Consider the following 21,429-nt stretch of genomic DNA (forward strand, 5'->3'; position numbering starts at 1 on the left):
GTGGACAGAGAGGTGGACAGGAAATGGCGCGCCCCAAGCACAAACTCTCCAGTGCGGAACTAAAAGCCAAGCCCCCAGGCAAGTATTCAGACGGTGATGGGCTTTGGTTTCACAAAAGGCCGGATGGTGGCGCGCAATGGTTCCTGCGCTACACCCTGTTTGGACGGCGGCATGAAATGGGGTTGGGCAGCTTCCCGGCAGTTTCACTGAAAGCAGCGCGGCAGGAGGCCGAGAAATGGCAGGCCGTGGTTCGCGACGGCAAGGACGCTATCAAGGAACGGGAACGCCAGAACCGCGAAGCCGAGCGCAACCTGAACATTCTGGCCGATATCGCCAAGGACGCCTTTGAGAGCCGCAAGGCGGAATTGAAAGGTGACGGGAAGGCGGGCCGGTGGTTCAGCCCCTTGGAACTGCATGTCCTGCCTAAGCTGGGCAAAATGCCGGTTTCGCAGATCGACCAGCGCGACATACGCGACACCCTTGCGCCGATCTGGCACACGAAGGCCGACACCGCGCGCAAGGCGATGAACCGGCTTTCCATTTGTATGAGACACGCGGCGGCGCTGGGCTTGGACGTGGATCTGCAAGCCACGGACAAGGCCAAGGCCCTGTTGGGCAAGCAACGGCACACGGCAACCAATATCCCCGCCCTGCCTTGGCAGGATGTGCCCGCGTTCTATCAATCGCTGGATGGCGGCAGCGTTACCGAACTCGCCTTAAGACTTCTTATCCTGACTGCGGTGCGCAGCTTCCCCCTTCGCAACATTCACCTAGACCAGATCGACGGCGATATCTGGACCATACCCGCAGAGGCCATGAAAGGCCGCAAGGGCGCGACCAGTGATTTCCGGGTGCCACTGTCGCAAGAGGCACAAAAGGTCATTGCAGAAGCCACCCCGCTTGCCCGAAATGGGTTCTTGTTTCCGGGTGTTCGCAAGGGTGTCGTATCCGACATGACAATGAGCAAATTCATGGAACGGCGCGGTATGGCCGAACGTCCGCATGGCTTCCGGTCCAGTTTCCGCGATTGGGTGGCTGAAACCACCAACACCCCGCACGATGTGGCAGAGATTGCATTGGGTCATACTGTCGGCGGTGCAGTGGAGCGGAGTTATCGGCGGACGGATTTTCTTGAACAGAGACGGAAGTTGATGGAACGCTGGGCGTTGGCGATTACAAGCCAATCAACCCACGTGGTGAAGTTAGAGGTACCGCGATGACGCCTGACGACCGGCAAGACCCAGTTAATTTTTCAGGTAGATTTCGAGAACAATTGCGCGTCGAGTTTGGAGACGATTTTGAAACTTGGTTGGAACAACTTTATCCACTATTGACGAAGGATTTTTGGGCCGCGTTTGATACCCTAGAAAGCCTAGCAAAAAGAGCTGAGCAGATAGACAGGTTCATATCGGCTCTAAAAAAGGCGAGCTCCGAAGCAGATTCCCTATTATCATCTATGCCGCAGTGGCTTCACTTGATGGAAGAGCGCGACGATATCGACTTCTATGCAACATATAAAACTTTGAAACAGGCCGAGAAATCCTTCGAACAGTGGCGCGACAAGGTTGACAAGGTCCTTCGTCAGATTTCCCGGCGCGGTGGTCGCGACCCTAGGGCGATTATGTTGGCTCAATTAACGGCAGGGGCTTTTTCGGAATTAGGCGAACCAGTCACATTCGGCCAAACCTACGATGGCAAGCCTTCTACGAGATTTGGGCGAGTTGTCGAAATGCTGCTGGAGGTAAACGGAATCCCCAGTCACTGGCGAAGGCCAACTCAAAGGGCGTGTGAAGAACATAAAAAACGTAGTGAGCTGAAAAGCTAAAATGCCGAAAAAGCCGAAAAGAATATTTTCTTTGGCATTTTGAAGGAGCTATAAGTTTTCCCCATTGTGTTCCCGTGGCAACCATGGAGCAGCACAATGCGTTATCTTACCTTCCGCGACCTGCAGGAAAAACTCGGCGGCCGAGGTCGCACGACTCTGTATCGTGATATCGAACTTGGGCGCTTGCCCAAGCCCGTGAAAATCGGTGGACGCCTGTATTGGGCTGAAGCAGATATCGACGCCGCAATCGCAGCACATGCGCAATAAGACCCACCCCACCCAGACTAGGTGTCTGGGCGTGGGGCGGGAATGTTCTTTGGCGGGAACACCTGCACCATACGCCCAGCGCCTTTTTGGCTCAACCAAGAAAGGCACAAGGCTATGAGCAGAAATCAATGGTATTCAAACCAGAGTCAGGTTTTCTGGACCTGTAAGGCGCTCTTGGACGGGCGCACAATCTCGCACAAGACGGAAATCCGCGAGGTGCGCGGCTGGCGGTTGGGCGCAATCGTTCACCGGCTGAAATCCGAATACGGCTGGCCGATCCTGACCGAGTATCGCGGGCCGGAAAACGTCGCCTACTACTCGATGAAGCCCGGTTTCGACCGTGCGGCTTTGCGGTTTCCCAGATCCGCGCGCAGCCTAAACGACGGGGAGGCGGCGTGATGGATCGACTGCGCATCGCTCACCTTCGCCGCCGGTTTGGCCTGACAGAAATCCAGGCACGGCTTGTTGCCGGTCTGGCCTATGGGGAGGCCCGCTGATGGCCGGTCAATTCAAACTGTCCCACAACGGCCAATCATGGCAAATCATGGCCCGCAAGGGCGCTGGAGCGGCCACAGAAGCGGCGTGGGTTTCTTTGGGTGGCTGCCCTGACCAGATTGTCGCGGTGCGCGTCTGGCTGGCGCTTGTGGCCCGTGAGGGGCGCGGCTGATGGCGAAGCCCTACAAACGGCAGAAAAAGGGGGCTGGGCGTCACGTCCAGCTTCCCGAATGGCTGCAAGCGTCCGAGGCTTGGGCAACCCTGCCACCTGGGCCAAGGGCGCTCTACGTCGAACTGAAACGCCGCTACAACGGCAGCAACAACGGCGAGATAATCCTGAGCCACCGTGACGCGGCAACGGCACTGAACGTCCACCGCAACACGGTTGGCCCTTGGTTTCGGGAACTGGAGGAACGCGGGTTCATCGCCATGACGCAAGCCCCGCACCTTGGCCCTTCCGGTATAGGGAAAGCATCGGTCTGGGCGCTGGGCGAGGTGCCAACCCGCGACGGAAAACCGGCTGAAAAGCGGTTCATGTCATGGCGGCAAAAACAGAAGCCCCGCACAAAAAACAGGACACCCCGTCACAATGGTTGTGACACTTGGCCGGTCATCGAAACAATATGAGGCGAAACCGTCCTGAATTTTGTGACGCCGGAACGGGAATCGGCCCGAATGGCGTCACAAATAACCGGACACATATACATCTAGCCATAGGCAAGAATGCCGGTACGTTGCTCGCGGCTATCACTCGCAGTCAATCTTGGGCTTTTCAAATCCGACGACCGTATAGCTTCCTTGCTTGTTCGGCTGCGCGTAGAGCGTATAGAAGCACGAATAGCTGCCCACGCCACCGCCGTATGTTGTCGAAGAAACAGTTGCGGTGTTGCCATATCCGGTCACATAGGAGTTCGTTGTCGTCGGCATTGCATACGCAACATTCTGATGCCACTGGAAGGCTGTTCGGCCATCTGGCATCTTGAACTGCGCTACTGGAGGGCCGTAATCGACAACGACTTGAGAGATATCTTTGCCCACATAACTCTGCATGATTTGGCTGGCACATGCACCTAATAGCATTCCCAGAAGAACCATGTACTTTTTCATCATAACCCCTTATGCCTGCTCGTAAAAGCTTAGGTTTCCACCACGGCCAACAACCGGTAAGTTGGCAAAATCACGCTATACTTACACTTGAATTCATCCAAGAGTTTTCAATTGATTTCGACAAAATCTGGAGGCGCAAATGGGCGGTGTCGGAAGCGGCAGACATTGGCACTGGAACGCGAAAGCGACCACAAGCGAGTATCTGCGCCTGGATGTGCGGCGTTTGGAACGAGAGGGCTTACTTGAACCCGGTTCCTACTTTGGTTGGTTCTGGAAACGCGACGGCGAGCCTGTCGGGGATATCAGAATCCGAGCCGAGTTTGAGCAGATCCACCTGAACTATCGGACTCGAAGCCACGGGGGCGACTGGGAACAGATGGACTACCCCGTCCGCTTGCTTTCTCAACCGTGCCACTTTGGCGGCAATCGCAGATGGTTTGCCTGCCCGGCGCGCGGTTGCGGGCGGCAGGTCGCCATTCTTTACGGAGGCGGGGTCTTTGCGTGCAGGCATTGCCACCAGCTTGCCTACCCGTCACAGCGGGAAAAGGAGTTTCAACGCTATTCCCGGCGCGCGGACAAAATAAGGGAGCGACTTGGCTGGGAAATCGGATTGGACGTCCCATTTGGCAGCAAGCCAAAAGGCATGCACTGGAGAACCTTCGACCAGCTAGTCACTGAACTGGCGTATTGGGAGGACGCGTCCGACATGGCGTTTACGCACCATTGCGAAATGGTGCTCCAAAAAACGACGCGCGCCGCACCAACCTTTCGAGGCAGCACGAAGCGCCTAGGTTCAAATTAAGCCCAAAAGAGCTGAAGAAATCCGTCTCGGTTAACGGGTGTTGGCGCGGACATCGGCCAGGCGCAATGTCAAGCCAACGCTCCTACAGGTATGGCATCCTACCTTTAGAGGAGACCAATAACGAGGGTTGAATTGCATGAAATGTAATCCCAAATGATATTTTGGGAGCGTTGAGTGAGGGGGACTGTTTATGAGTTTGAGAACATTGGTCGCAGCAAGCATTTTCGCCTTTGCAGGTCAGGCGAACGCGGCGGACACAGCTGACAAAGTTTGCTCGTGGCGCCCGAGTGTCATTTTGGGAAGTGGTGGGTCTGCTTCTGTAGCCGCCGCGGGTGCGGGTGTATCTGCGGCAGGAGCAGGAGCCAAAGCGGCGGGTTTCTACACGTTAACCCACTCCGTAACGGGCGCAACAATGCTAGGGTCAACTGCCGGGGGCGCATCTGCTGCTGGAACAGTGGGCATCATGGGCGGCACTGGGGGACTTGTCGGCACAGTCACCGCGTTTGTCACGGCCCCCGCCACCATAATAGCAGGTGCGGTCTTGGCCGCGGGTGTAGCTGCCTATGAGGGAGCGTGTTATTTCACCGATGAACGAATAACTGAATATGACGAAGTTTTGGCCGTTATGCAGAAGGTTGCTGAGAATGCCAACCCTGAGATGTTCGAGGTTTCGATGAATAACGGAAGCGGCGGGGCGGAAATAATAATTCGCGGCGCGGAAGGCTATGACAAGTACGATGTAAAAAACCTTTATATCGTCAATGGCGTACTGATGCATAGAGACTGGTTCAGGAATACAACCGTTGCCAGCCTAACTCTTGTTGTTCCAATGGAAAACTAGGGCTTGTAGACACCGCGTCTAACGTCGGCTTGATTCCCAGATTGCGATTGCTACGGGCATGGTGCAATGGCTTGGCTCGATTGCAAAATCTGCGCTGCTGTCAGGGCATTTTTCAGAATTTTCAGCTATGCCGCATGAGCAGAACTGATCGATCTCCGGTTCAAGTCCCTGATACCAAGTGTGGGGGGCCGTGCGGATCTCTGCCGGTTTTCTGCATCAAACCGCCCTTCTGGGCTTTCGCTTGCATCCGCAATTCAGAAAAACGGTTCGATAGAGGTAGCGGGCGTTCCGGCAAGGCCATGCGGCTCATTTTCGCCACATCGGACTCATTCTGCCCGGGTCAGGCAGCTTTACCGCAGATATCTTAGAGCGTTGGATTATGCGCCCGCCGTTAGGTGGACGATAGGGTGGATAACGGGGCGGTTAATCCCAGTTTAACCTTAAATATCAATAAGTTGTCTGAGGATTTTGGTGCCCAGGAGAGGACTCGAACCTCCACGTCCATACGGACACTAGCACCTGAAGCTAGCGCGTCTACCAATTCCGCCACCTGGGCAGGTGTCGTGGGGGGCGTTTAAGCCTACTCGCGGGAGGCGTCAACCGGATTTTGAAGGTTTTTCGAAAGTTTTTTCTCGGCGAAGATGCGCCCGGTTCAGAGCGGAACGCGGATGTCGCGGAAAGTGCCTGAAAATAGGGGATGTGCGGTGTTATTGCGCCTTGTTTGCGGGATGCGGGGGCGGTAGATCGATGCAAGACCCAGTTAGCAGGAGCCATTCCATGTCGAAACTTGTCACGATTTACGGCGGATCGGGATTTGTCGGCCGCTACATTGCGCGGCGCATGGCGAACGAGGGGTGGCGTGTGCGCGTTGCGGTGCGACGGCCGAATGAGGCAATGCATGTCAAGACTTACGGGGCCGTCGGGCAGGTCGAGCCTGTTCTGTGCAATATCCGCGACGAGGCCTCTGTCGCTCTGGCAATGAAGGGAGCGGACGCGGTGGTGAACTGCGTCGGCGTTCTGAACGAGCTTGGCAAGAATGGCTTCGACGCCGTGCAGGCCGAAGGGGCCGAGCGCGTCGCGCGGTTCGCCGCCGAGCAGGGCATCGATCGGCTGGTGCATATCTCGGCGATCGGTGCCGATGCGGATTCTGACAGCGACTATGCCCGGACGAAGGCTGCAGGCGAGGCAGGTGTGCTCAAGCACATGCCCAACGCCGTGATCCTGCGCCCGTCGGTCATTTTCGGCCCCGAGGACCATTTCTTCAACCGCTTCGCGGCCATGACGCGGCTGACACCGATTCTGCCGCTGGTCGGGGCCGAGACGCTTTTCCAGCCGGTGTATGTGGACGACGTGGCGAAGGCTGCGGTCAAGGGGGTTCTGGGCGAGGCCGCGCCGGGGATCTACGAGTTGGGTGGGCCGGAAGTGAAAAGCTTTCGCGAACTGATGGCCCAGATGCTCGAAGTGATTCACCGCCGCCGCATCCTGGTCGGCCTGCCGTTCTGGGTGGCGCGAATCATGGCGGGTGTTCTGGATATCGTGAAGTTCGTCAGTTTCCAGCTGTTCCCGAACAACATCCTGACCCGGGATCAGGTCAAGAACCTGCGCCGCGACAATGTCGTGGCCGAAGGGGCCAAGGGATTCGCGGAACTGGGCATCGAACCCACGACCCTGGAATCGGTGCTGCCCGAATATCTGTGGAAGTTCCGCCCGTCCGGTCAGTATTACGACATTCAGGAATCCGGCAAGAACCTGCGGGTCTGATCAGGAATAGGCGATTCCCAGAAGGATCACCCCAAGGATCACCCTGTAGATCACATACGGGGTGAAACTGGTGGTGCGCAGCAGGCGCATCATGATGCTCAAGGCGAGCAGGCCCGAGAAAAAGGCCAGCCCTGTGGCAATCGCCGCATCCCGCATGACCTGCGCGTTGGCCTCGATCGCCACTTCTGTCCCCAGCAGGATGCCGGATGCGGTGATCGCCGGAATGGACATCAGCATGGCTAGGCGCGCGCCGTCTTCGCGCCGGTAGCCAAGTTGTCGCGCGCCGCTGATGGTGATGCCCGATCGCGAGGTGCCCGGAATCAGGGACAAGACCTGCCACAACCCCATGATCAGGGCATCGCGCAGGCTCCAGTCTCCCGAATCCTTGATCTGTTCGCCCTTCTGGTCGGCCCAATACAGCACGAGTCCGAACAGCAGCATGGTCCAGCCGATCACGGTGATCGATCGCATTGCCCCGCTCAGCCCGGTGAAATGCAGAATGGTTCCGACGATGACCGTCGGGATCGTGGCCACGATCAGGCCCATTGCCAGACGCGCCCCGGGCGTATCGGTGCGCCCCTTCATTGCGCGCGGCAATCCGATCAGCCCTTTCTTCACGTCGGCCCAGAAATACAGCACAACTGCCCCCAGCGTGCCGACGTGGACTGCCACGTCGATGATCTGCCCCTGATCATCCAGTTCGGTCAGGCCGGGCAATAAAATCAAGTGGCCCGAAGACGAAATCGGCAGAAACTCGGTTATGCCTTGAATCAAGGCCACCAGAATCAACTGGAAAAGACTCATGAGGGGTGCCGTCTCGTTTGCGCGAAGGGTTTGGGCCTAGGGGGTATATTTGCCCAGCCAAAAAGGGAAGAGTGCAATTGGGACCGGACCGGACCTAAAAATGGTGGCAACCAGAAATTTTTTTCGCCAGACACGCAGATTTTCCGCCATTAGGTCAGTAAGGCTGACTTTTAATCCTGAAACCCTTCTTTTAAGGAAACTCGACCAAGAAAATTCACGGAGTCTGACCAGTGGCCAAGCAACCGATGCTGAAATTCGTGCAGATCGAACGCGACATGCCGGAAAAGCGTGCTGCAGAAGCGCGCAAGCAGGACTTCGACGAGATCTACGCGGAATTTGCCGCCGCCAAGGCCGCAGAACAGGCCAGCCGTTGCAGCCAGTGCGGCGTGCCCTACTGCCAGAGCCATTGTCCGCTGCACAACAATATTCCCGACTGGCTGCGTCTGACCGCGACGGGCCGGTTGGAAGAGGCCTATCAGACCAGTCAGGCCACCAACACCTTTCCCGAGATCTGTGGGCGCATCTGCCCGCAGGACCGTCTGTGCGAAGGCAATTGCGTCATCGAGCAATCGGGCCACGGCACCGTGACCATCGGGTCGATCGAGAAATACATCACCGACACCGCGTGGGAGAATGGCTGGGTCAAGCCGGTCGCGCCGGCGGTCGAGCGGTCCGAGAGCGTCGGAATCATCGGGGCCGGGCCGGGCGGTCTGGCGGCGGCGGACATGCTGCGCAAGGCCGGTATCCAGGTAACCGTCTATGACCGCTACGATCGCGCGGGAGGGTTGCTGACCTACGGCATTCCCGGCTTCAAGCTGGAAAAGGACGTGGTGATGCGCCGCAACGAACTGCTGCAGGAAGGCGGCGTCGAATTCGTGTTGAACTGCGACGTGGATGCCGAAAAATTCGCCGAGATTCGCGCCAGGCATGACGCCGTCATCATCGCCACCGGTGTCTACAAGTCGCGCGATCTGGCCATGCCGGGCAGCGGGCTGCCGGGGATCGAAAAGGCCATCGACTTCCTGACCGCGTCGAACCGCAAGAGCTTTGGTGACGAGGTCGAAGACTTCGACAACGGCCGCCTGAACGCCAAGGGCAAGCGTGTCGTGGTGATCGGCGGGGGTGACACGGCGATGGACTGTGTGCGCACCTCGATCCGGCAGGGCGCGACTTCGGTCAAGTGCCTCTATCGCCGCGACCGCGCCAACATGCCCGGCTCGCAGCGCGAGGTGCAGAACGCCGAAGAGGAAGGCGTCATCTTCGAATGGCTGAGCGCGCCCAAGGGCTTTACCGGCGACGACAAGGTGACCGGCGTGATGGTCCAGAAGATGCGCCTGGGCCAGCCCGACGCCACCGGCCGCCAGGCGCCCGAAGTGATCGAAGGCGCCGACTATGTGGAAGAGGCCGACCTGGTGATCAAGGCGCTGGGATTCGAGCCCGAGGACCTGCCGACCATGTTCGGTCAGCCCGATCTGCCGGTCACCCGCTGGGGCACCATCAACGCCGCGTTCCAGACCGGCGAGACCAAGATGGATGGTGTCTATGCCGTCGGTGACATCGTGCGCGGTGCATCGCTGGTGGTCTGGGCGATCCGTGACGGGCGCGACTGCGCTCAGGCGATCATCGAACGCTTTGGCGCACGTGCCGCCGTCGCCGCGGAATGACGTCGATGACAGAGCTTTCGGGACAATGCATGTGTGGCGCGGTCACGGTGACCGCGACACCCGCGCGCAAGGCGCTGGGCGCGTGCCATTGCGACATGTGCCGCCGCTGGAGCAGCGGCGCCTTCATCAGCTTTCAGGCCGAGCCGGGCTATGCCGCGCTGGGGCCGGTTCGAACCTTTCAGTCCTCGGACTGGGCCGAGCGGGCCTTCTGCGAGGAATGCGGCTCGCCGCTGTGGTACAGGGTGACCGCGCCCGGGGCGATGCATGGGCAGACCCAGATGGCGGCCGGCCTGTTCGACAACGCCGCCGGCGGCGAACTGAAACTGGAATTGTTCATAGACAAGAAGCCCGAGGGATACGCGTTCGAGGGTGAACGCCGGCAAATGACCGAAGCCGAATTCACGGCCATGTATGCCCAATCGGAACAAGGAGACAGCCAATGACCAAATACGATGCCGACTGGGTGCGCGCAGAAGAAGCCAAGCGCAAGTGGATGGCCGAGAATGGTCTCTATTCCGAGGAAGAAGAGCATTCTTCCTGCGGCGTGGGCCTTGTCGTTTCGGTGGACGGCAAGAAAAGCCGCAAGGTGGTCGAGGCCGGGATCGACGCGCTCAAGGCGATCTGGCACCGCGGCGCGGTCGATGCGGACGGCAAGACCGGTGACGGCGCGGGCATCCATGTGCAGATCCCCGTTGCCTTCTTCTATGACCAGATCAAGCGCACTGGCCACGAGCCGCGCCGGGATCAGCTGGTCGCGGTCGGCCAGGTTTTCCTGCCGCGCACCGACTTTGGCGCGCAGGAACGCTGCCGGACCATCGTGGAAACCGAAGTTCTGCGGATGGGCTACTACATCTACGGCTGGCGCCATGTGCCGGTGGACATCACCTGCTTGGGCGAAAAGGCCAACGCGACCCGCCCCGAGATCGAGCAGATCCTGATCTCGAACGCCAAGGGCGTGGACGAGGAAACCTTTGAACGCGAGCTCTACGTGATCCGCCGCCGCATCGAAAAGGCGGCGACCGCGGCCGGGATCTCCGATCTCTACATCGCGTCGCTGTCCTGCCGGTCGATCATCTACAAGGGCATGATGCTGGCCGAGCAGGTGGCCGTGTTCTACCCGGACCTGATGGACGAGCGCTTTGAATCCGCCTTTGCCATCTACCACCAGCGCTATTCGACCAACACCTTCCCGCAATGGTGGCTGGCGCAGCCGTTCCGGATGCTGGCGCATAATGGCGAGATCAACACGCTGAAAGGCAACCTCAACTGGATGAAGAGCCACGAGATCCGCATGGCCTCGTCCTCTTTCGGTGAGCTTGCCGAGGACATCAAGCCGATCGTGCCGGGCGGGGCCTCGGACTCGGCGGCGCTGGACTGCGTGTTCGAGGTGATGGTGCGCGCCGGCCGCAACGCGCCCATGGCCAAGACCATGCTGGTGCCGGAAAGCTGGTCCAAGCAGGCGGTGGAACTGCCGCAGGCCTGGGTCGACATGTATTCCTACTGCAACTCGGTGATGGAGCCCTGGGACGGCCCCGCCGCGCTGGCGATGACCGACGGCCGTTGGGTCTGCGCGGGTCTCGACCGCAACGGTCTGCGCCCGATGCGTTATGTCGTGACCGGTGACGGTTTGCTGATCGCGGGCTCCGAAGCGGGCATGGTGCCGGTGGACGAGGCCGCCGTCGTCGAAAAAGGCGCGCTGGGTCCGGGGCAGATGATCGCGGTCGACATGGCCGAGGGCAAGCTCTACCACGACCGCGCGCTCAAGGATCTGCTGGCCGCGTCGCGCCCGTTCGGAGAATGGGTCGGCAAGATCAACAACCTCGAAGACGAGCTGAACGGCGCAGAGGAAAAGCCGCTGTTCACAGGCGAAGAGCTGCGCAAGCGGCAGATCGCGGCAGGCTACACCGTGGAAGAGCTGGAGCAGATCCTGGCGCCGATGGCAGAAGACGGGAAAGAGGCGATTGCCTCGATGGGTGACGACACCCCGTCGGCGGTGCTCAGCAAGATGTATCGCCCGCTCAGCCATTTCTTCCGCCAGAACTTCAGCCAGGTGACCAACCCGCCGATCGACAGTTTGCGCGAATACCGCGTCATGTCGCTGAAAACCCGGTTCGGCAACCTCAAGAACGTGCTGGACGAGGACAGCAGCCAGACCGAGATCATCGTGCTGGAGAGCCCCTTCGTCGGCAACGCCCAGTGGGAAAAGCTGGTCGAGAACTTCAACGCGCCGATGGCCGAGATCGACTGCACCTTCGGTGCGGGAGAGGGTGCGCTCGGCGAAGGGCTGGCGCGGATCCGGGCCGAAGCCGAAGAGGCCGTGCGCTCGGGCGCCGGGCACCTGGTGCTGACCGACCAGTATTCGGGGCCGGGCAAGGTGGCGATGCCGATGATCCTGGCCACCTCGGCCGTGCATTCGCACCTGACCCGCAAAGGGCTGCGGACCTTCTGTTCGCTCAACGTGCGGTCGGCCGAATGTATCGACCCGCATTACTTTGCGGTACTGATCGGTTGCGGCGCCACGGTGGTGAACGCCTATCTGGCCGAGGATTCGCTGGCCGATCGGATCGAGCGCGGCCTGCTTGAGGGCAGCCTGACCGAGAACGTTGCCCGCTATCGCGAGGCGATCGACCAGGGCCTGCTCAAGATCATGGCCAAGATGGGCATCTCGGTGATCTCCTCCTATCGTGGCGGCCTGAACTTCGAAGCCGTCGGCCTGAGCCGCGCCATGTGCGCCGAATACTTCCCCGGCATGGTGTCGCGCATCTCGGGCATCGGGGTGAAAGGCATTCAGGCCAAAGCCGAAGAGATTCACGCCAAGGGCTGGGAGAGCGGCCTGGACGTGCTGCCCATCGGCGGTTTCTACAAGGCCCGCGCATCGGGCGAGACTCACGCCTGGCAGGCGACCACGATGCACATGATGCAGATGGCCTGCAACAAGGCGTCCTACGAGCTGTGGAAGCAGTATTCGGCCAAGATGCAGTCCAACCCGCCGATCCACCTGCGCGACCTGATGGACTTCAAGCCGCTGGGCAAACCCGTGCCGATCGAAGAGGTGGAATCGATCACCTCGATCCGCAAGCGGTTCGTCACGCCGGGCATGTCGCTGGGCGCGCTCAGCCCCGAGGCGCACAAGGCGCTGAACGTGGCGATGAACCGGATCGGCGCCAAGTCCGACTCGGGCGAGGGTGGCGAAGATCCGGCGCATTTCGTGCCCGAACCCAATGGCGACAACCCGTCGGCCAAGATCAAGCAGGTGGCATCGGGCCGGTTCGGCGTCACCGCCGAATACCTCAACGCCTGCGAAGAGCTCGAGATCAAGGTGGCCCAGGGCGCCAAGCCAGGCGAGGGCGGCCAGCTGCCGGGCATGAAGGTCACCGACCTGATCGCGCGTCTGCGGCACTCGACCAAGGGCGTGACGCTGATCTCGCCGCCGCCGCATCACGACATCTACTCGATCGAGGATCTGGCGCAGCTGATCTATGACCTGAAACAGATCAACCCGCGCTGCAAGGTGACGGTGAAGCTGGTGGCGTCCTCGGGCGTCGGTACGATTGCCGCCGGGGTGGCCAAGGCCAAGGCCGACATCATCCTGATCTCGGGCCATAATGGCGGCACCGGCGCGTCTCCGGCGACCTCGATCAAATATGCCGGCCTGCCGTGGGAGATGGGCCTGACCGAGGCGCATCAGGTTCTGGCGATGAACAACCTGCGCGACCGGGTGACCCTGCGCACCGATGGCGGCCTGCGCACCGGGCGCGACATCGTCATGGCGGCGATGATGGGGGCCGAGGAATACGGCATCGGCACCGCCGCCCTGATCGCGATGGGCTGCATCATGGTGCGCCAGTGCCAGTCGAACACCTGCCCGGTGGGCGTCTGCACGCAGGACGAAACCCTGCGCGCCAAGTTCACCGGCTCTGCGGACAAGGTGGTGAACCTCATCACCTTCTACGCGCAGGAGGTGCGCGAGATCCTCGCCTCGATCGGCGCACGGTCCCTGGACGAGATCATCGGGCGGGCCGATCTGCTGGCGCAGGTCAGCCGTGGTTCGGCGCATCTGGACGACCTGGACCTCAACCCGCTGCTGATCACCGTCGATGGCGCGTCCGAGATCGTCTATGACCGCGAGAAAGAGCGCAACGCGGTGCCCGACACGCTGGACTCCGAGATCGTGCGCGATGCCGCCCGGTTCCTGAAGGATGGCGAAAAGATGCAGCTGTCCTACGCGGTGCAGAACACGCACCGGACGGTGGGGACCCGTGTTTCGAGCCACATCGTTCAGAATTTCGGCATGCGCAACACGTTCCAGCCGGACCACCTGCATATCAAGCTGCAGGGCTCGGCCGGCCAGTCGCTGGGCGCCTTTGCCGCGCCGGGGCTCAAGCTCGAGGTCTCGGGCGATGCCAACGACTATGTGGGCAAGGGCCTGTCGGGCGGCACCATCGTCGTGCGTCCGCCGCAGGTCAGCCCGTTGCAGGCCGACCGGAACACCATCATCGGCAACACGGTCCTGTATGGCGCGACCGACGGCTATCTCTTTGCCGCAGGCCGGGCGGGCGAGCGGTTCGCCGTGCGCAACTCGGGCGCGAAGGTCGTGGTCGAGGGCTGCGGCTCGAACGGGTGCGAATACATGACCGGCGGGGTCGCGGTGATCCTCGGTGAGATCGGCGCCAATTTCGGCGCCGGGATGACCGGCGGCATGGCCTATCTCTATGACCCCGAAGGCAAGTCCAGGCTGTTGATGAACATGGAGACGCTGGTGACCTGCCCGGTCGAGGTCGAGCATTGGGAAAACCAGCTCAAGGGCCTGATCGAGCGTCATGCCCGTGAGACCGGCAGCCGCAAGGCCGCCGACATTCTGCAGCACTGGGACATGGAGCGGACCAACTTCGTGCAGGTCTGCCCGAAGGAAATGCTCGACAAGCTGAGCCACCCGCTGAGCCGGGAAAAGACGGCGGTTCCGGCTGAATAACCGGGCCATTCTGCCAACCCTTCACGCCCCGCGCATCTCTGGTGTGCGGGTCGTATCATTTTGATTTTAAATAATTCTTGATAAATTGATCACGTATTGCCAGACCGCATCAAGGCTTTGTCGAGGTTTTCCGGTGACAATCGAATGAAGTGGGGCAGGCAGAGGGCGCGGCGTGGCAACAACCTATAACGACCAGTTTTTCTTTCTTGATCCGGCAAACCCCCCGGCGGTCGGAACGGCCCTGACCTTTCAGCGTCTCGATCTGGTTGACCGGAACGACGACGGTGACATCGACCGCCGCAACGGGGACTCGGTCAACGGGTCGGATGTCACCCGATCTTGGCCGGGTGATACCGTCACGATCAACGTGCCCGGTGTCGGTGACATCACCTATACCGGCACGACCTTTTACCTGGCCGATGGCACACAGGTGTTCACCCCGACCGACGGGCAGGTCTTGCAGAACGGAACCTTCGTTTCCTCGAGCTGGGTAACCAGCCAGGGGCCCTTGCTGGTGGATACCGATCTTGGCCCGGCCTGTTTCACGCCCGGCACCATGATCCGAACGCCGGATGGCGAACGGCCGATCGAGGAAATCGCGGTCGGAGATCTCGTCGAAACTGCGGACCGCGGCCCGCAGCCGGTTTTGTGGATCGGCCGGGCGCGCGTCGAGGCGCAGGGAAAATTTGCCCCGATCCGTTTCGAGGCCGGGGTTTTCGGGTTGGACCGACCGCTTCTGGTGTCGCCGCAGCACCGGATGCTGATCGACGACTGGCGCGCGGAGTATTTTTTCGGTCTGGGCGAGGTTCTGGCTGCGGCCCATGCATTGGTCAACGGAACGACCGTCGCACGCATGGAAGGCGGCGAGGTGGAATACATCCACCTGATGTTCGCAAGGCACGAGATCATCTTTGCCAATGGGGCGAAGACGGAAAGCTATCTGCCGGGTCATGCCGTGTCGCGGGCAGATCGCGAAACCCAGGCCGAACTGATCAGCCTGTTCCCCGAATTGGCCCGCATGACCGGAAAATGGGAGGGCGCGAATCTTGCGGCCCGGCCGGTCCTGCGGCCGCGCGAGGTGCAGGCCTTCGCGAAATAGGGCATTTCCCCTGTTTGCCGGGCCAAGTATAGCTGGGGCATGGCAAAGAAAGCAGTTCGAAAAACAGGCTCGAAAACCAAGGCCAAGGCAAGAAAGTCCGAAGGCGTTCCGGTTCTGACCCGTATCAGCACATGGCTGTTGCGGGGAGGCGTGATCATGGCAGCGATCGTGGTGGCGTTGGTCCTGCTATTCTCGGTCGTGAATCCTCCGGTCACATATACGATCTGGTCCGAATGGCGGCGGCTGGGCCGTGTCGAACGCGACTGGGTTCCGATGGACCAGATCGCCCCGGTCATGGCGCGATCGGTGGTTGCGGCCGAGGATGCGAATTTCTGCCTGCACTGGGGGTTCGACGTGAACGCGATCCGCGCGGCTCTGGATGAGGGCGGAAACCGCGGTGCGTCCACGATCTCGCAGCAGACGGTGAAGAACGTGTTTCTGTGGCAGGGTCGCAGTTGGTTCCGCAAGGCCTTGGAAACGTCGATCACGCCTTTGGTCGAGCTGTTCTGGACCAAAAGGCGCATTCTAGAGGTCTATCTGAACGTCGCCGAGATGGGTGAGGGCGTGTTCGGCGTCGAAGCCGCGGCGCGGAAATACTACGGTGTCAGCGCCGATGCCCTGACGCCGACCCAGGCGGCGCGCCTTGCGGCCATTCTGCCGGCGCCACGCCAGCGATCGGTCGTCGATCCGTCCGTGGGAACGCGCCGAAGGGCGGCCGCGATCCGTGATGGTGCGGCCACCATCCGCGCAGACGGGCGCGACGATTGTTTCGAGGATTGAAACCGGTCGCAGAGCAGGGCTATTGCTGTAGGGCATTCACTGGTTCGATTGGAAGTCCATGGCGCGTCTGTTTCACGTTTCCCTCTCTCCGTTTTGCCGCAAGGTCCGTCTGTCGCTGGCGGAAAAGAAGATCGAAGTCGAACTCGTCGAGGAAAGGTACTGGGAGCGCGACCCGGATTTCCTGCGCCGCAACCCGGCCGGCAAGGTGCCGGTTCTCCGCCTCGATGGACATACGATGTCGGAAAGCACTGCCATCTGCGAATATATCGAGGAAACGCGGCCCGAACCGGCACTGATGCCCGCCAAGCCCGAGGCCCGGCTGGAGGTGCGGCGGCTGGTCGGCTGGTTTGACGACAAGTTCCACAAGGAGGTGACCTCGAAGCTGCTCTATGAGCGGGTCAACAAGAAGATGACCGGGCAGGGTTATCCGGACAGCAAGAACGTCAAGGAAGGCGCGCGGGCGATCAAGTATCACCTGGACTACATGGCCTGGCTGCTGGACCACCGGCGTTGGCTGGCGGGAGACCAGATGACCTTGGCCGATTTTGCCGCGGCTGCACATCTGTCGGCGCTGGACTACATCTCGGACGTGGATTGGAACCGCAGCCAGGTGGTCAAGGACTGGTATGCCAAGATCAAGTCGCGCCCGGCTTTTCGCTCGATTCTGGCCGATCAGGTTCCAGGCTTCCGCCCGCCGCCACATTACGCCGATCTGGATTTTTGATAAGGTGGGCGAGGGGGCTGTCTGCCCCCTCTTGGCCCGTTGGGCCAATTCACCCCCGAGGATATTTTGGGCCAGATGAAGAGCGAAATGGGTTTGAAGGAAAGGCTGGTGGCACAGGCCCTGGCCGAGGGGTTCGTGGCCTGTCGGATCTGTCGCCCTTGGGATGTGCCGCAGGTGCCGGAGCGGTTGGAGGCTTTTCTGGCGGCGGGCTATCACGGGCAGATGGGCTGGATGGCCGAGCGGACACACTGGCGCAGCGATCCGGCGGCGCTATGGCCCGAGGCGCGATCGGTCATCATGCTGGCCGAAAGCTATGCGCCTGAACATGATCCAACCGAGATTCTGAACCATCCCGACCGCGGGGCCATTTCCGTTTATGCGCAGAACAAGGATTACCATGACCTCGTCAAGAAGCGGCTCAAGCGGCTGGCGCGGTGGCTGATCGCCGAGGCCGGGGGAGAGGTGAAGGTCTTTGTCGATACGGCTCCGGTGCCGGAAAAGGCGTTGGGCCATGCGGCGGGGTTGGGCTGGCAGGGCAAGCACACCAATCTGGTGAGCCGGGACTGGGGAAATTGGGCCTTTTTAGGGTCTGTTTTTACCACGCTCGACCTGCCTGCGGACGCACCGGAAGTGGACCATTGCGGGTCTTGCCGGTCCTGTCTCGACAGTTGCCCGACGGAGGCTTTTCCAGCCCCTTATCAGCTGGATGCACGGCGCTGCATTTCCTATCTGACGATCGAGCACAAGGGGCCGGTGGCAGAGGATTTGCGCGCGAAGCTGGGCAACCGCATCTATGGCTGCGACGACTGTCTGGCGGCCTGTCCCTGGAACAAGTTCGCGGTGGCGGCCAGCGACATGCGCTATGCGGCGCGTGAAGAGCTGAAGGCGCCGAAACTGGCCGAACTGGCAGCGTTGGACGATGCGGCGTTCCGGGCGGTGTTTTCAGGCTCGCCCATCAAGCGGATCGGTCGGAACCGTTTCGTACGTAACGTGCTGTACGCCATCGGCAATTCGGGATTGCCTGAGTTGCTGCCCGCGGCCCGGGCCCTTGTGGATGATCCCGACCCTGCCGTTGCGGATGCGGCGCGCTGGGCGGTGAAACGATTGTCCTGAATGCCGCAAACAGGCTGGACGTGCCGCGCCAAGTCGCTAAACCCTGCGCGAGCGAACAGATGGAGGGCCCGATGGCGCTGGCTTTGGGTGTGGATACGGGTGGAACCTATACGGATGCGGTTCTGGTTCGGGACGAGAAAGAGGTCGTCGCTTCGGCCAAATCCCTTACCACCCGGTCGGACCTGGCGATCGGTGTGGGCAAGGCCATTTCGGCTGTTCTGGACAAGACCGGCGTCGCACCCGCCGAGATCTCCATGGCGTCGCTGTCAACCACCCTGGCGACCAACGCGCTGGTCGAGGGACAGGGGGGCCGGGTCGCGCTGATCTATGTGGGATTCCGGGAAGGCGATCTGGAAAAGCATGGTTTGAAGGAGGCGCTCAAGGGCGATCCGGTTCTGGTTTTGCGTGGTGGTCACAGCCATGCGGGGAACGAGGTCGAGCCGCTGGATACGGATACCCTGCTGGAGTTTTTGGACACTAACAAAGGGATTTCTGGCTTTGCCGTTGCAGCCCAGTTTGCGACCCGCAACCCGGCGCATGAGCTTGAGGTGGCGCGGATCGTCAGCGAGCGAACCGGGGCGCCGGTGACCTGCTCGCACCACCTGTCGGCCAGGCTGAACGGGCCGAAGCGGGCGGTGACGGCGGTGCTGAACGCGCGGCTGATCGGGATGATCGACCGCCTGATCGGCCGGGCGCAGGACAGGTTGCGCGATCTGGGCATTGACGCGCCGATGATGGTGGTGCGGGGTGATGGCGCGCTGATGAGCGCCGAGCAGGCGCGGGAGCGGCCGATCGAAACCATCCTCAGTGGTCCGGCGGCCTCGATCGTCGGGGCGCGCTGGCTGACGGGGGTCGAGAACGCATTGGTGTCGGATATCGGCGGCACGACCACCGACGTCGCCCTGATCCGCGACGGAAAGCCGGCCATTGATCCGGCTGGGGCCCGCGTGGGTCGGTTTCGCACCATGGTCGAAGCGGTCGCCATGCGCACGCATGGTCTGGGCGGCGACAGCCAGGTGCATGTCGTGACCGAGGGGCTTGGTGGCGGCGTGTTTCTTGGGCCTCGCCGGGTGCTCCCGGTGTCCCTGATTGCAGCGGAGGCCGGAGAAGTTGTTCACGCGGCGCTGGATGAACAGTTGCGTGCGACGACCGTCGGCGAGCATGATGTTCGGTTTGCCCGGGTGGTGCCGGGGGTTCCGACCGAAGGCGTCGGCCCGCGTGAGCGCGTGCTGTTGGACCGTCTTGGCGAGCGGGTCATGTCGCTGGGTGAGCTGTTGCGGACCCGGATGGAGAATGGTGCGCTGACGCGGCTGGTGGATCGGGGCATCGTGCAGGTTTCCGGCGTGACGCCTTCGGATGCCAGCCATGTTCTCGGGCGGCTTGACAGTTGGGATGCAGAGGCCGCGCGAAAGGGGCTGGAACTGTTCGCCCGCAAGCGCGTCGGATCGGGTGATCGGCTGGCACAGAATGCCGAAGAACTGGCGCAGAAGATCATCGATCAACTGACCGAACAGACAGCTTTGACCTTGTTAGAGACTGCTTTTGCCGAAGAGACCGAGGATTTCGGCCTGCCGCCAGAGGAGTTGGCGCGGCATGTGCTCACCCGGCGCGGGTTGGCCCGGCATCGTGGATTGCTGGCGCTTGACGCCGCGCTCAACCTGGATGTCGTGGGGCTGGGGGCCTCGGCGCCGACCTATTACCCGGCGGTCGGTGAGCGCCTGCATTGTCGAATGATCCTGCCAGAACATGCCGGTGTCGCGAACGCGGTCGGGGCCGTGGTGGGGCGCGTCACCTTCCGCCGGAGCGGGTCGGTAACCAGCCCTTCCGAGGACCGTTTCCGTGTGCATCTGGAGGATGGCCCGCAGGATTTCCCGGACGCCGACGAGGCGCTGGCGCTGTTGGAGGAAATCCTGCGCGCCGAAGCGGAAGGCGCGGCGCGGGCCGCCGGGGCCGAGAACATCCGGGTTCTGGTCGAGCGCGACATTCGCACCGCCCAGGTCGAGGGGCGCGACGTCTTTGTCGAGGGAACGCTGACGGTCGAGGCAAGCGGCCGCCCCAGGGTTGCCTCGGAATAGGCGGCGGGGCTATTCGGCGGCGTCCGAGCGTTTCGGCAGCACCCAGTCCGGGCGCGGGAAATGGCAGGTGTAACCGTTGGGTATCCGCTCCAGGTAATCCTGATGCTCGGGCTCGGCCTCCCAGAAATCGCCGACGGGTTCGACCTCGGTCACGACCTTGCCCGGCCACAGCCCGCTGGCGTCCACATCGGCGATCGTGTCCAGCGCCACCTGTTTCTGCTCGTCGTCCACATAGTAGATGGCCGAGCGATAGCTCATGCCGATGTCATTTCCCTGTCGGTTCAGGGTCGTCGGGTCGTGGATCTGGAAAAAGAACTCCAGCAGCTCGCGATAGCTGATCTTTTCCGGGTCGAACCAGATCTCGATCCCTTCGGCATGGGTGCCGTGGTTGCGATAGGTGGCGTTCGGAACGTCTCCGCCGGTATAGCCGACGCGGGTCCGGTTGACGCCGGGCAGCTTGCGGATCAGGTCCTGCATCCCCCAGAAACAGCCTCCGGCGAGAACGGCGCGGTGTTCGGTCATGCGAAATCCTCCACTTGGTCGAGATAGTCCCCGTAGCCTTCCGCCTCCATGTCGTCGCGATGGACAAAGCGCAGGGCGGCCGAATTGATGCAGTAGCGCATGCCGCCGCGATCCCGTGGCCCGTCTGGAAAAACGTGGCCCAGATGGCTGTCGCCGTGTTTCGAGCGGACCTCGGTGCGGATCATGCCCAGGCTGCGATCTTCGAACTCCTGCACGTTGGCGGGCTCGATCGGCTTGGTGAAGCTGGGCCAGCCGCACCCGGATTCATACTTGTCCGACGAGGCGAACAGCGGCTCGCCCGACACGATGTCCACATAGATGCCGGGCTGATTGTTGTGCAGCAGTTTGCCCGTGCCGGGGCGTTCCGTGCCGTTTTCCTGCGTCACATGGTATTCTTCGGGCGAGAGGGCGGCGATGGCCTCGGGGCTTTTGGTATAGCGGGTCATGGCTCCTCCGGCGCGTTTGGTTCTTGACGGGATAATTGGGTCTCACCGCGGCAAAAGCAACGCCCTGTTTCACACTGCTCGCGCGATCGTGCGGGTGATCTGGTACGGTGCTTTGAGCGTATCATTTGCAAA

Annotated in this window: 21 protein-coding genes and 1 tRNA gene; 17 read left to right on the plus strand and 5 right to left on the minus strand. The window is 61.2% G+C overall.

Translation table 11 applies throughout. The features are described from left to right. Positions 1–23: 23 nt before the first annotated feature. The 6 genes from AVO45_RS12080 to AVO45_RS12100 all read left to right on the plus strand — a co-directional run bounded on the left by AVO45_RS12080 (position 24) and on the right by AVO45_RS12100 (position 3,214). Positions 24–1,220 (plus strand): tyrosine-type recombinase/integrase, encoded by a 1,197-nt coding sequence (locus AVO45_RS12080; RefSeq protein WP_082688774.1) that lies wholly within the window; start codon positions 24–26, stop codon positions 1,218–1,220. Further along, complete coding sequence (locus AVO45_RS12085; RefSeq protein ID WP_157770149.1) at positions 1,217–1,825, plus strand: hypothetical protein; 609 nt, start codon at positions 1,217–1,219, stop codon at positions 1,823–1,825. The genes AVO45_RS12080 and AVO45_RS12085 overlap by 4 nt, the downstream gene beginning before the upstream one ends. 96 nt (positions 1,826–1,921) lie before the next feature. Continuing rightward, positions 1,922–2,092, plus strand: coding sequence for a helix-turn-helix transcriptional regulator (locus tag AVO45_RS12090; protein WP_068347286.1), 171 nt, complete (start codon positions 1,922–1,924; stop codon positions 2,090–2,092). 174 nt (positions 2,093–2,266) lie between these two features. Continuing rightward, positions 2,267–2,491 (plus strand): hypothetical protein, encoded by a 225-nt coding sequence (locus AVO45_RS12095; RefSeq protein WP_240482127.1) that lies wholly within the window; start codon positions 2,267–2,269, stop codon positions 2,489–2,491. A gap of 97 nt (positions 2,492–2,588) precedes the next feature. Continuing rightward, entirely contained in the window at positions 2,589–2,759 is a 171-nt protein-coding gene (locus AVO45_RS19745) for a hypothetical protein (RefSeq protein ID WP_157770150.1), read from the plus strand. Further along, positions 2,759–3,214, plus strand: coding sequence for a helix-turn-helix domain-containing protein (locus AVO45_RS12100; RefSeq protein WP_068347289.1), 456 nt, complete (start codon positions 2,759–2,761; stop codon positions 3,212–3,214). The genes AVO45_RS19745 and AVO45_RS12100 overlap by 1 nt, the downstream gene beginning before the upstream one ends. Positions 3,215–3,334: 120 nt before the next feature. On the opposite strand, the gene AVO45_RS19750 is transcribed toward AVO45_RS12100, so the two are convergent. After that, positions 3,335–3,694: a hypothetical protein gene (locus AVO45_RS19750; RefSeq protein WP_157770151.1), complete on the minus strand. Its 360-nt coding sequence runs from the start codon at positions 3,692–3,694 to the stop codon at positions 3,335–3,337. A gap of 139 nt (positions 3,695–3,833) precedes the next feature. Here AVO45_RS19750 and AVO45_RS12110 point away from each other — a divergent pair, with 139 nt between their 5' ends. Together AVO45_RS12110 and AVO45_RS19755 are read left to right on the plus strand one after the other, a co-directional pair. Further along, positions 3,834–4,496, plus strand: a complete 663-nt coding sequence (locus AVO45_RS12110) for a hypothetical protein (RefSeq protein ID WP_068347291.1) — start codon at positions 3,834–3,836, stop codon at positions 4,494–4,496. Between the two features lie 190 nt (positions 4,497–4,686). Beyond that, positions 4,687–5,337, plus strand: a complete 651-nt coding sequence (locus AVO45_RS19755; RefSeq protein ID WP_157770152.1) for a hypothetical protein — start codon at positions 4,687–4,689, stop codon at positions 5,335–5,337. Between the two features lie 469 nt (positions 5,338–5,806). Here the strand turns inward: AVO45_RS19755 and AVO45_RS12120 are convergent. Next, positions 5,807–5,893 (minus strand) — tRNA-Leu (locus AVO45_RS12120). 221 nt (positions 5,894–6,114) lie between these two features. On the opposite strand from AVO45_RS12120, the gene AVO45_RS12125 reads away from it, so the two are divergent. Beyond that, the gene (locus tag AVO45_RS12125) at positions 6,115–7,098 is read left to right on the plus strand and encodes a complex I NDUFA9 subunit family protein (RefSeq protein WP_068347293.1); all 984 of its coding nucleotides are present in this window, start codon (positions 6,115–6,117) and stop codon (positions 7,096–7,098) included. On the opposite strand, the gene AVO45_RS12130 is transcribed toward AVO45_RS12125, so the two are convergent. Continuing rightward, positions 7,099–7,902: an undecaprenyl-diphosphate phosphatase gene (locus tag AVO45_RS12130; protein ID WP_068347294.1), complete on the minus strand. Its 804-nt coding sequence runs from the start codon at positions 7,900–7,902 to the stop codon at positions 7,099–7,101. A gap of 230 nt (positions 7,903–8,132) precedes the next feature. On the opposite strand from AVO45_RS12130, the gene AVO45_RS12135 reads away from it, so the two are divergent. The 8 genes from AVO45_RS12135 (at position 8,133) to AVO45_RS12170 (ending at position 20,329) form a co-directional block, all read left to right on the plus strand. Further along, positions 8,133–9,566 carry an NAD(P)-dependent oxidoreductase gene (locus AVO45_RS12135; RefSeq protein WP_068347295.1) on the plus strand — a complete coding sequence of 478 codons (1,434 nt, stop codon included), beginning with the start codon at positions 8,133–8,135 and terminating at the stop codon, positions 9,564–9,566. 5 nt (positions 9,567–9,571) lie between these two features. After that, a complete protein-coding gene (locus AVO45_RS12140; RefSeq protein ID WP_068347435.1) occupies positions 9,572–10,009 on the plus strand; it encodes a GFA family protein in 438 nt (145 codons plus the stop codon). Continuing rightward, positions 10,006–14,538 carry a glutamate synthase large subunit gene (gltB, locus tag AVO45_RS12145; RefSeq protein WP_068347296.1) on the plus strand — a complete coding sequence of 1,511 codons (4,533 nt, stop codon included), beginning with the start codon at positions 10,006–10,008 and terminating at the stop codon, positions 14,536–14,538. The genes AVO45_RS12140 and gltB overlap by 4 nt, the downstream gene beginning before the upstream one ends. A 172-nt stretch (positions 14,539–14,710) precedes the next feature. Next, a complete protein-coding gene (locus AVO45_RS12150) occupies positions 14,711–15,637 on the plus strand; it encodes a Hint domain-containing protein (protein ID WP_068347297.1) in 927 nt (308 codons plus the stop codon). 39 nt (positions 15,638–15,676) lie between these two features. Next, positions 15,677–16,417, plus strand: a complete 741-nt coding sequence (mtgA, locus tag AVO45_RS12155) for a monofunctional biosynthetic peptidoglycan transglycosylase (RefSeq protein ID WP_068347298.1) — start codon at positions 15,677–15,679, stop codon at positions 16,415–16,417. Between the two features lie 58 nt (positions 16,418–16,475). After that, positions 16,476–17,141, plus strand: a complete 666-nt coding sequence (gene fzlA / locus AVO45_RS12160) for an FtsZ-binding protein FzlA (protein WP_068347299.1) — start codon at positions 16,476–16,478, stop codon at positions 17,139–17,141. A gap of 75 nt (positions 17,142–17,216) precedes the next feature. Next, positions 17,217–18,254 (plus strand): tRNA epoxyqueuosine(34) reductase QueG, encoded by a 1,038-nt coding sequence (gene queG / locus AVO45_RS12165; RefSeq protein WP_068347300.1) that lies wholly within the window; start codon positions 17,217–17,219, stop codon positions 18,252–18,254. A 71-nt stretch (positions 18,255–18,325) separates the two neighbouring features. After that, positions 18,326–20,329, plus strand: a complete 2,004-nt coding sequence (locus AVO45_RS12170; protein WP_068347437.1) for a hydantoinase/oxoprolinase family protein — start codon at positions 18,326–18,328, stop codon at positions 20,327–20,329. Between the two features lie 9 nt (positions 20,330–20,338). Here the strand turns inward: AVO45_RS12170 and msrA are convergent, their stop codons facing one another. After that, complete coding sequence (gene msrA / locus AVO45_RS12175; protein ID WP_068347301.1) at positions 20,339–20,851, minus strand: peptide-methionine (S)-S-oxide reductase MsrA; 513 nt, start codon at positions 20,849–20,851, stop codon at positions 20,339–20,341. Beyond that, positions 20,848–21,297, minus strand: a complete 450-nt coding sequence (gene msrB, locus AVO45_RS12180; RefSeq protein WP_068347302.1) for a peptide-methionine (R)-S-oxide reductase MsrB — start codon at positions 21,295–21,297, stop codon at positions 20,848–20,850. Before msrB ends, msrA begins: the two co-directional genes overlap by 4 nt. Positions 21,298–21,429: the final 132 nt, after the last annotated feature.

The organism is Ruegeria marisrubri (genome assembly GCF_001507595.1).
Classification (GTDB): Bacteria; Pseudomonadota; Alphaproteobacteria; order Rhodobacterales; family Rhodobacteraceae; genus Ruegeria; species Ruegeria marisrubri.

Bases quoted from the DNA above. Each gene is read 5' to 3' on its own strand.
- AVO45_RS12080 (WP_082688774.1), top strand. From the start codon at position 24: ATGGCGCGCCCCAAGCACAAACTCTCCAGTGCGGAACTAAAAGCCAAG.
- gltB (WP_068347296.1), top strand. From the start codon at position 10,006: ATGACCAAATACGATGCCGACTGGGTGCGCGCAGAAGAAGCCAAGCGC.
- msrA (WP_068347301.1), bottom strand. From the start codon at position 20,851: ATGACCGAACACCGCGCCGTTCTCGCCGGAGGCTGTTTCTGGGGGATG.
- AVO45_RS12125 (WP_068347293.1), top strand. From the start codon at position 6,115: ATGTCGAAACTTGTCACGATTTACGGCGGATCGGGATTTGTCGGCCGC.
- queG (WP_068347300.1), top strand. From the start codon at position 17,217: ATGAAGAGCGAAATGGGTTTGAAGGAAAGGCTGGTGGCACAGGCCCTG.
- mtgA (WP_068347298.1), top strand. From the start codon at position 15,677: ATGGCAAAGAAAGCAGTTCGAAAAACAGGCTCGAAAACCAAGGCCAAG.
- AVO45_RS19755 (WP_157770152.1), top strand. From the start codon at position 4,687: ATGAGTTTGAGAACATTGGTCGCAGCAAGCATTTTCGCCTTTGCAGGT.
- AVO45_RS12130 (WP_068347294.1), bottom strand. From the start codon at position 7,902: ATGAGTCTTTTCCAGTTGATTCTGGTGGCCTTGATTCAAGGCATAACC.
- AVO45_RS19745 (WP_157770150.1), top strand. From the start codon at position 2,589: ATGGCCGGTCAATTCAAACTGTCCCACAACGGCCAATCATGGCAAATC.
- AVO45_RS12170 (WP_068347437.1), top strand. From the start codon at position 18,326: ATGGCGCTGGCTTTGGGTGTGGATACGGGTGGAACCTATACGGATGCG.
- AVO45_RS12085 (WP_157770149.1), top strand. From the start codon at position 1,217: ATGACGCCTGACGACCGGCAAGACCCAGTTAATTTTTCAGGTAGATTT.
- AVO45_RS12100 (WP_068347289.1), top strand. From the start codon at position 2,759: ATGGCGAAGCCCTACAAACGGCAGAAAAAGGGGGCTGGGCGTCACGTC.
- AVO45_RS19750 (WP_157770151.1), bottom strand. From the start codon at position 3,694: ATGAAAAAGTACATGGTTCTTCTGGGAATGCTATTAGGTGCATGTGCC.
- AVO45_RS12090 (WP_068347286.1), top strand. From the start codon at position 1,922: ATGCGTTATCTTACCTTCCGCGACCTGCAGGAAAAACTCGGCGGCCGA.
- fzlA (WP_068347299.1), top strand. From the start codon at position 16,476: ATGGCGCGTCTGTTTCACGTTTCCCTCTCTCCGTTTTGCCGCAAGGTC.
- AVO45_RS12110 (WP_068347291.1), top strand. From the start codon at position 3,834: ATGGGCGGTGTCGGAAGCGGCAGACATTGGCACTGGAACGCGAAAGCG.
- AVO45_RS12140 (WP_068347435.1), top strand. From the start codon at position 9,572: ATGACAGAGCTTTCGGGACAATGCATGTGTGGCGCGGTCACGGTGACC.
- msrB (WP_068347302.1), bottom strand. From the start codon at position 21,297: ATGACCCGCTATACCAAAAGCCCCGAGGCCATCGCCGCCCTCTCGCCC.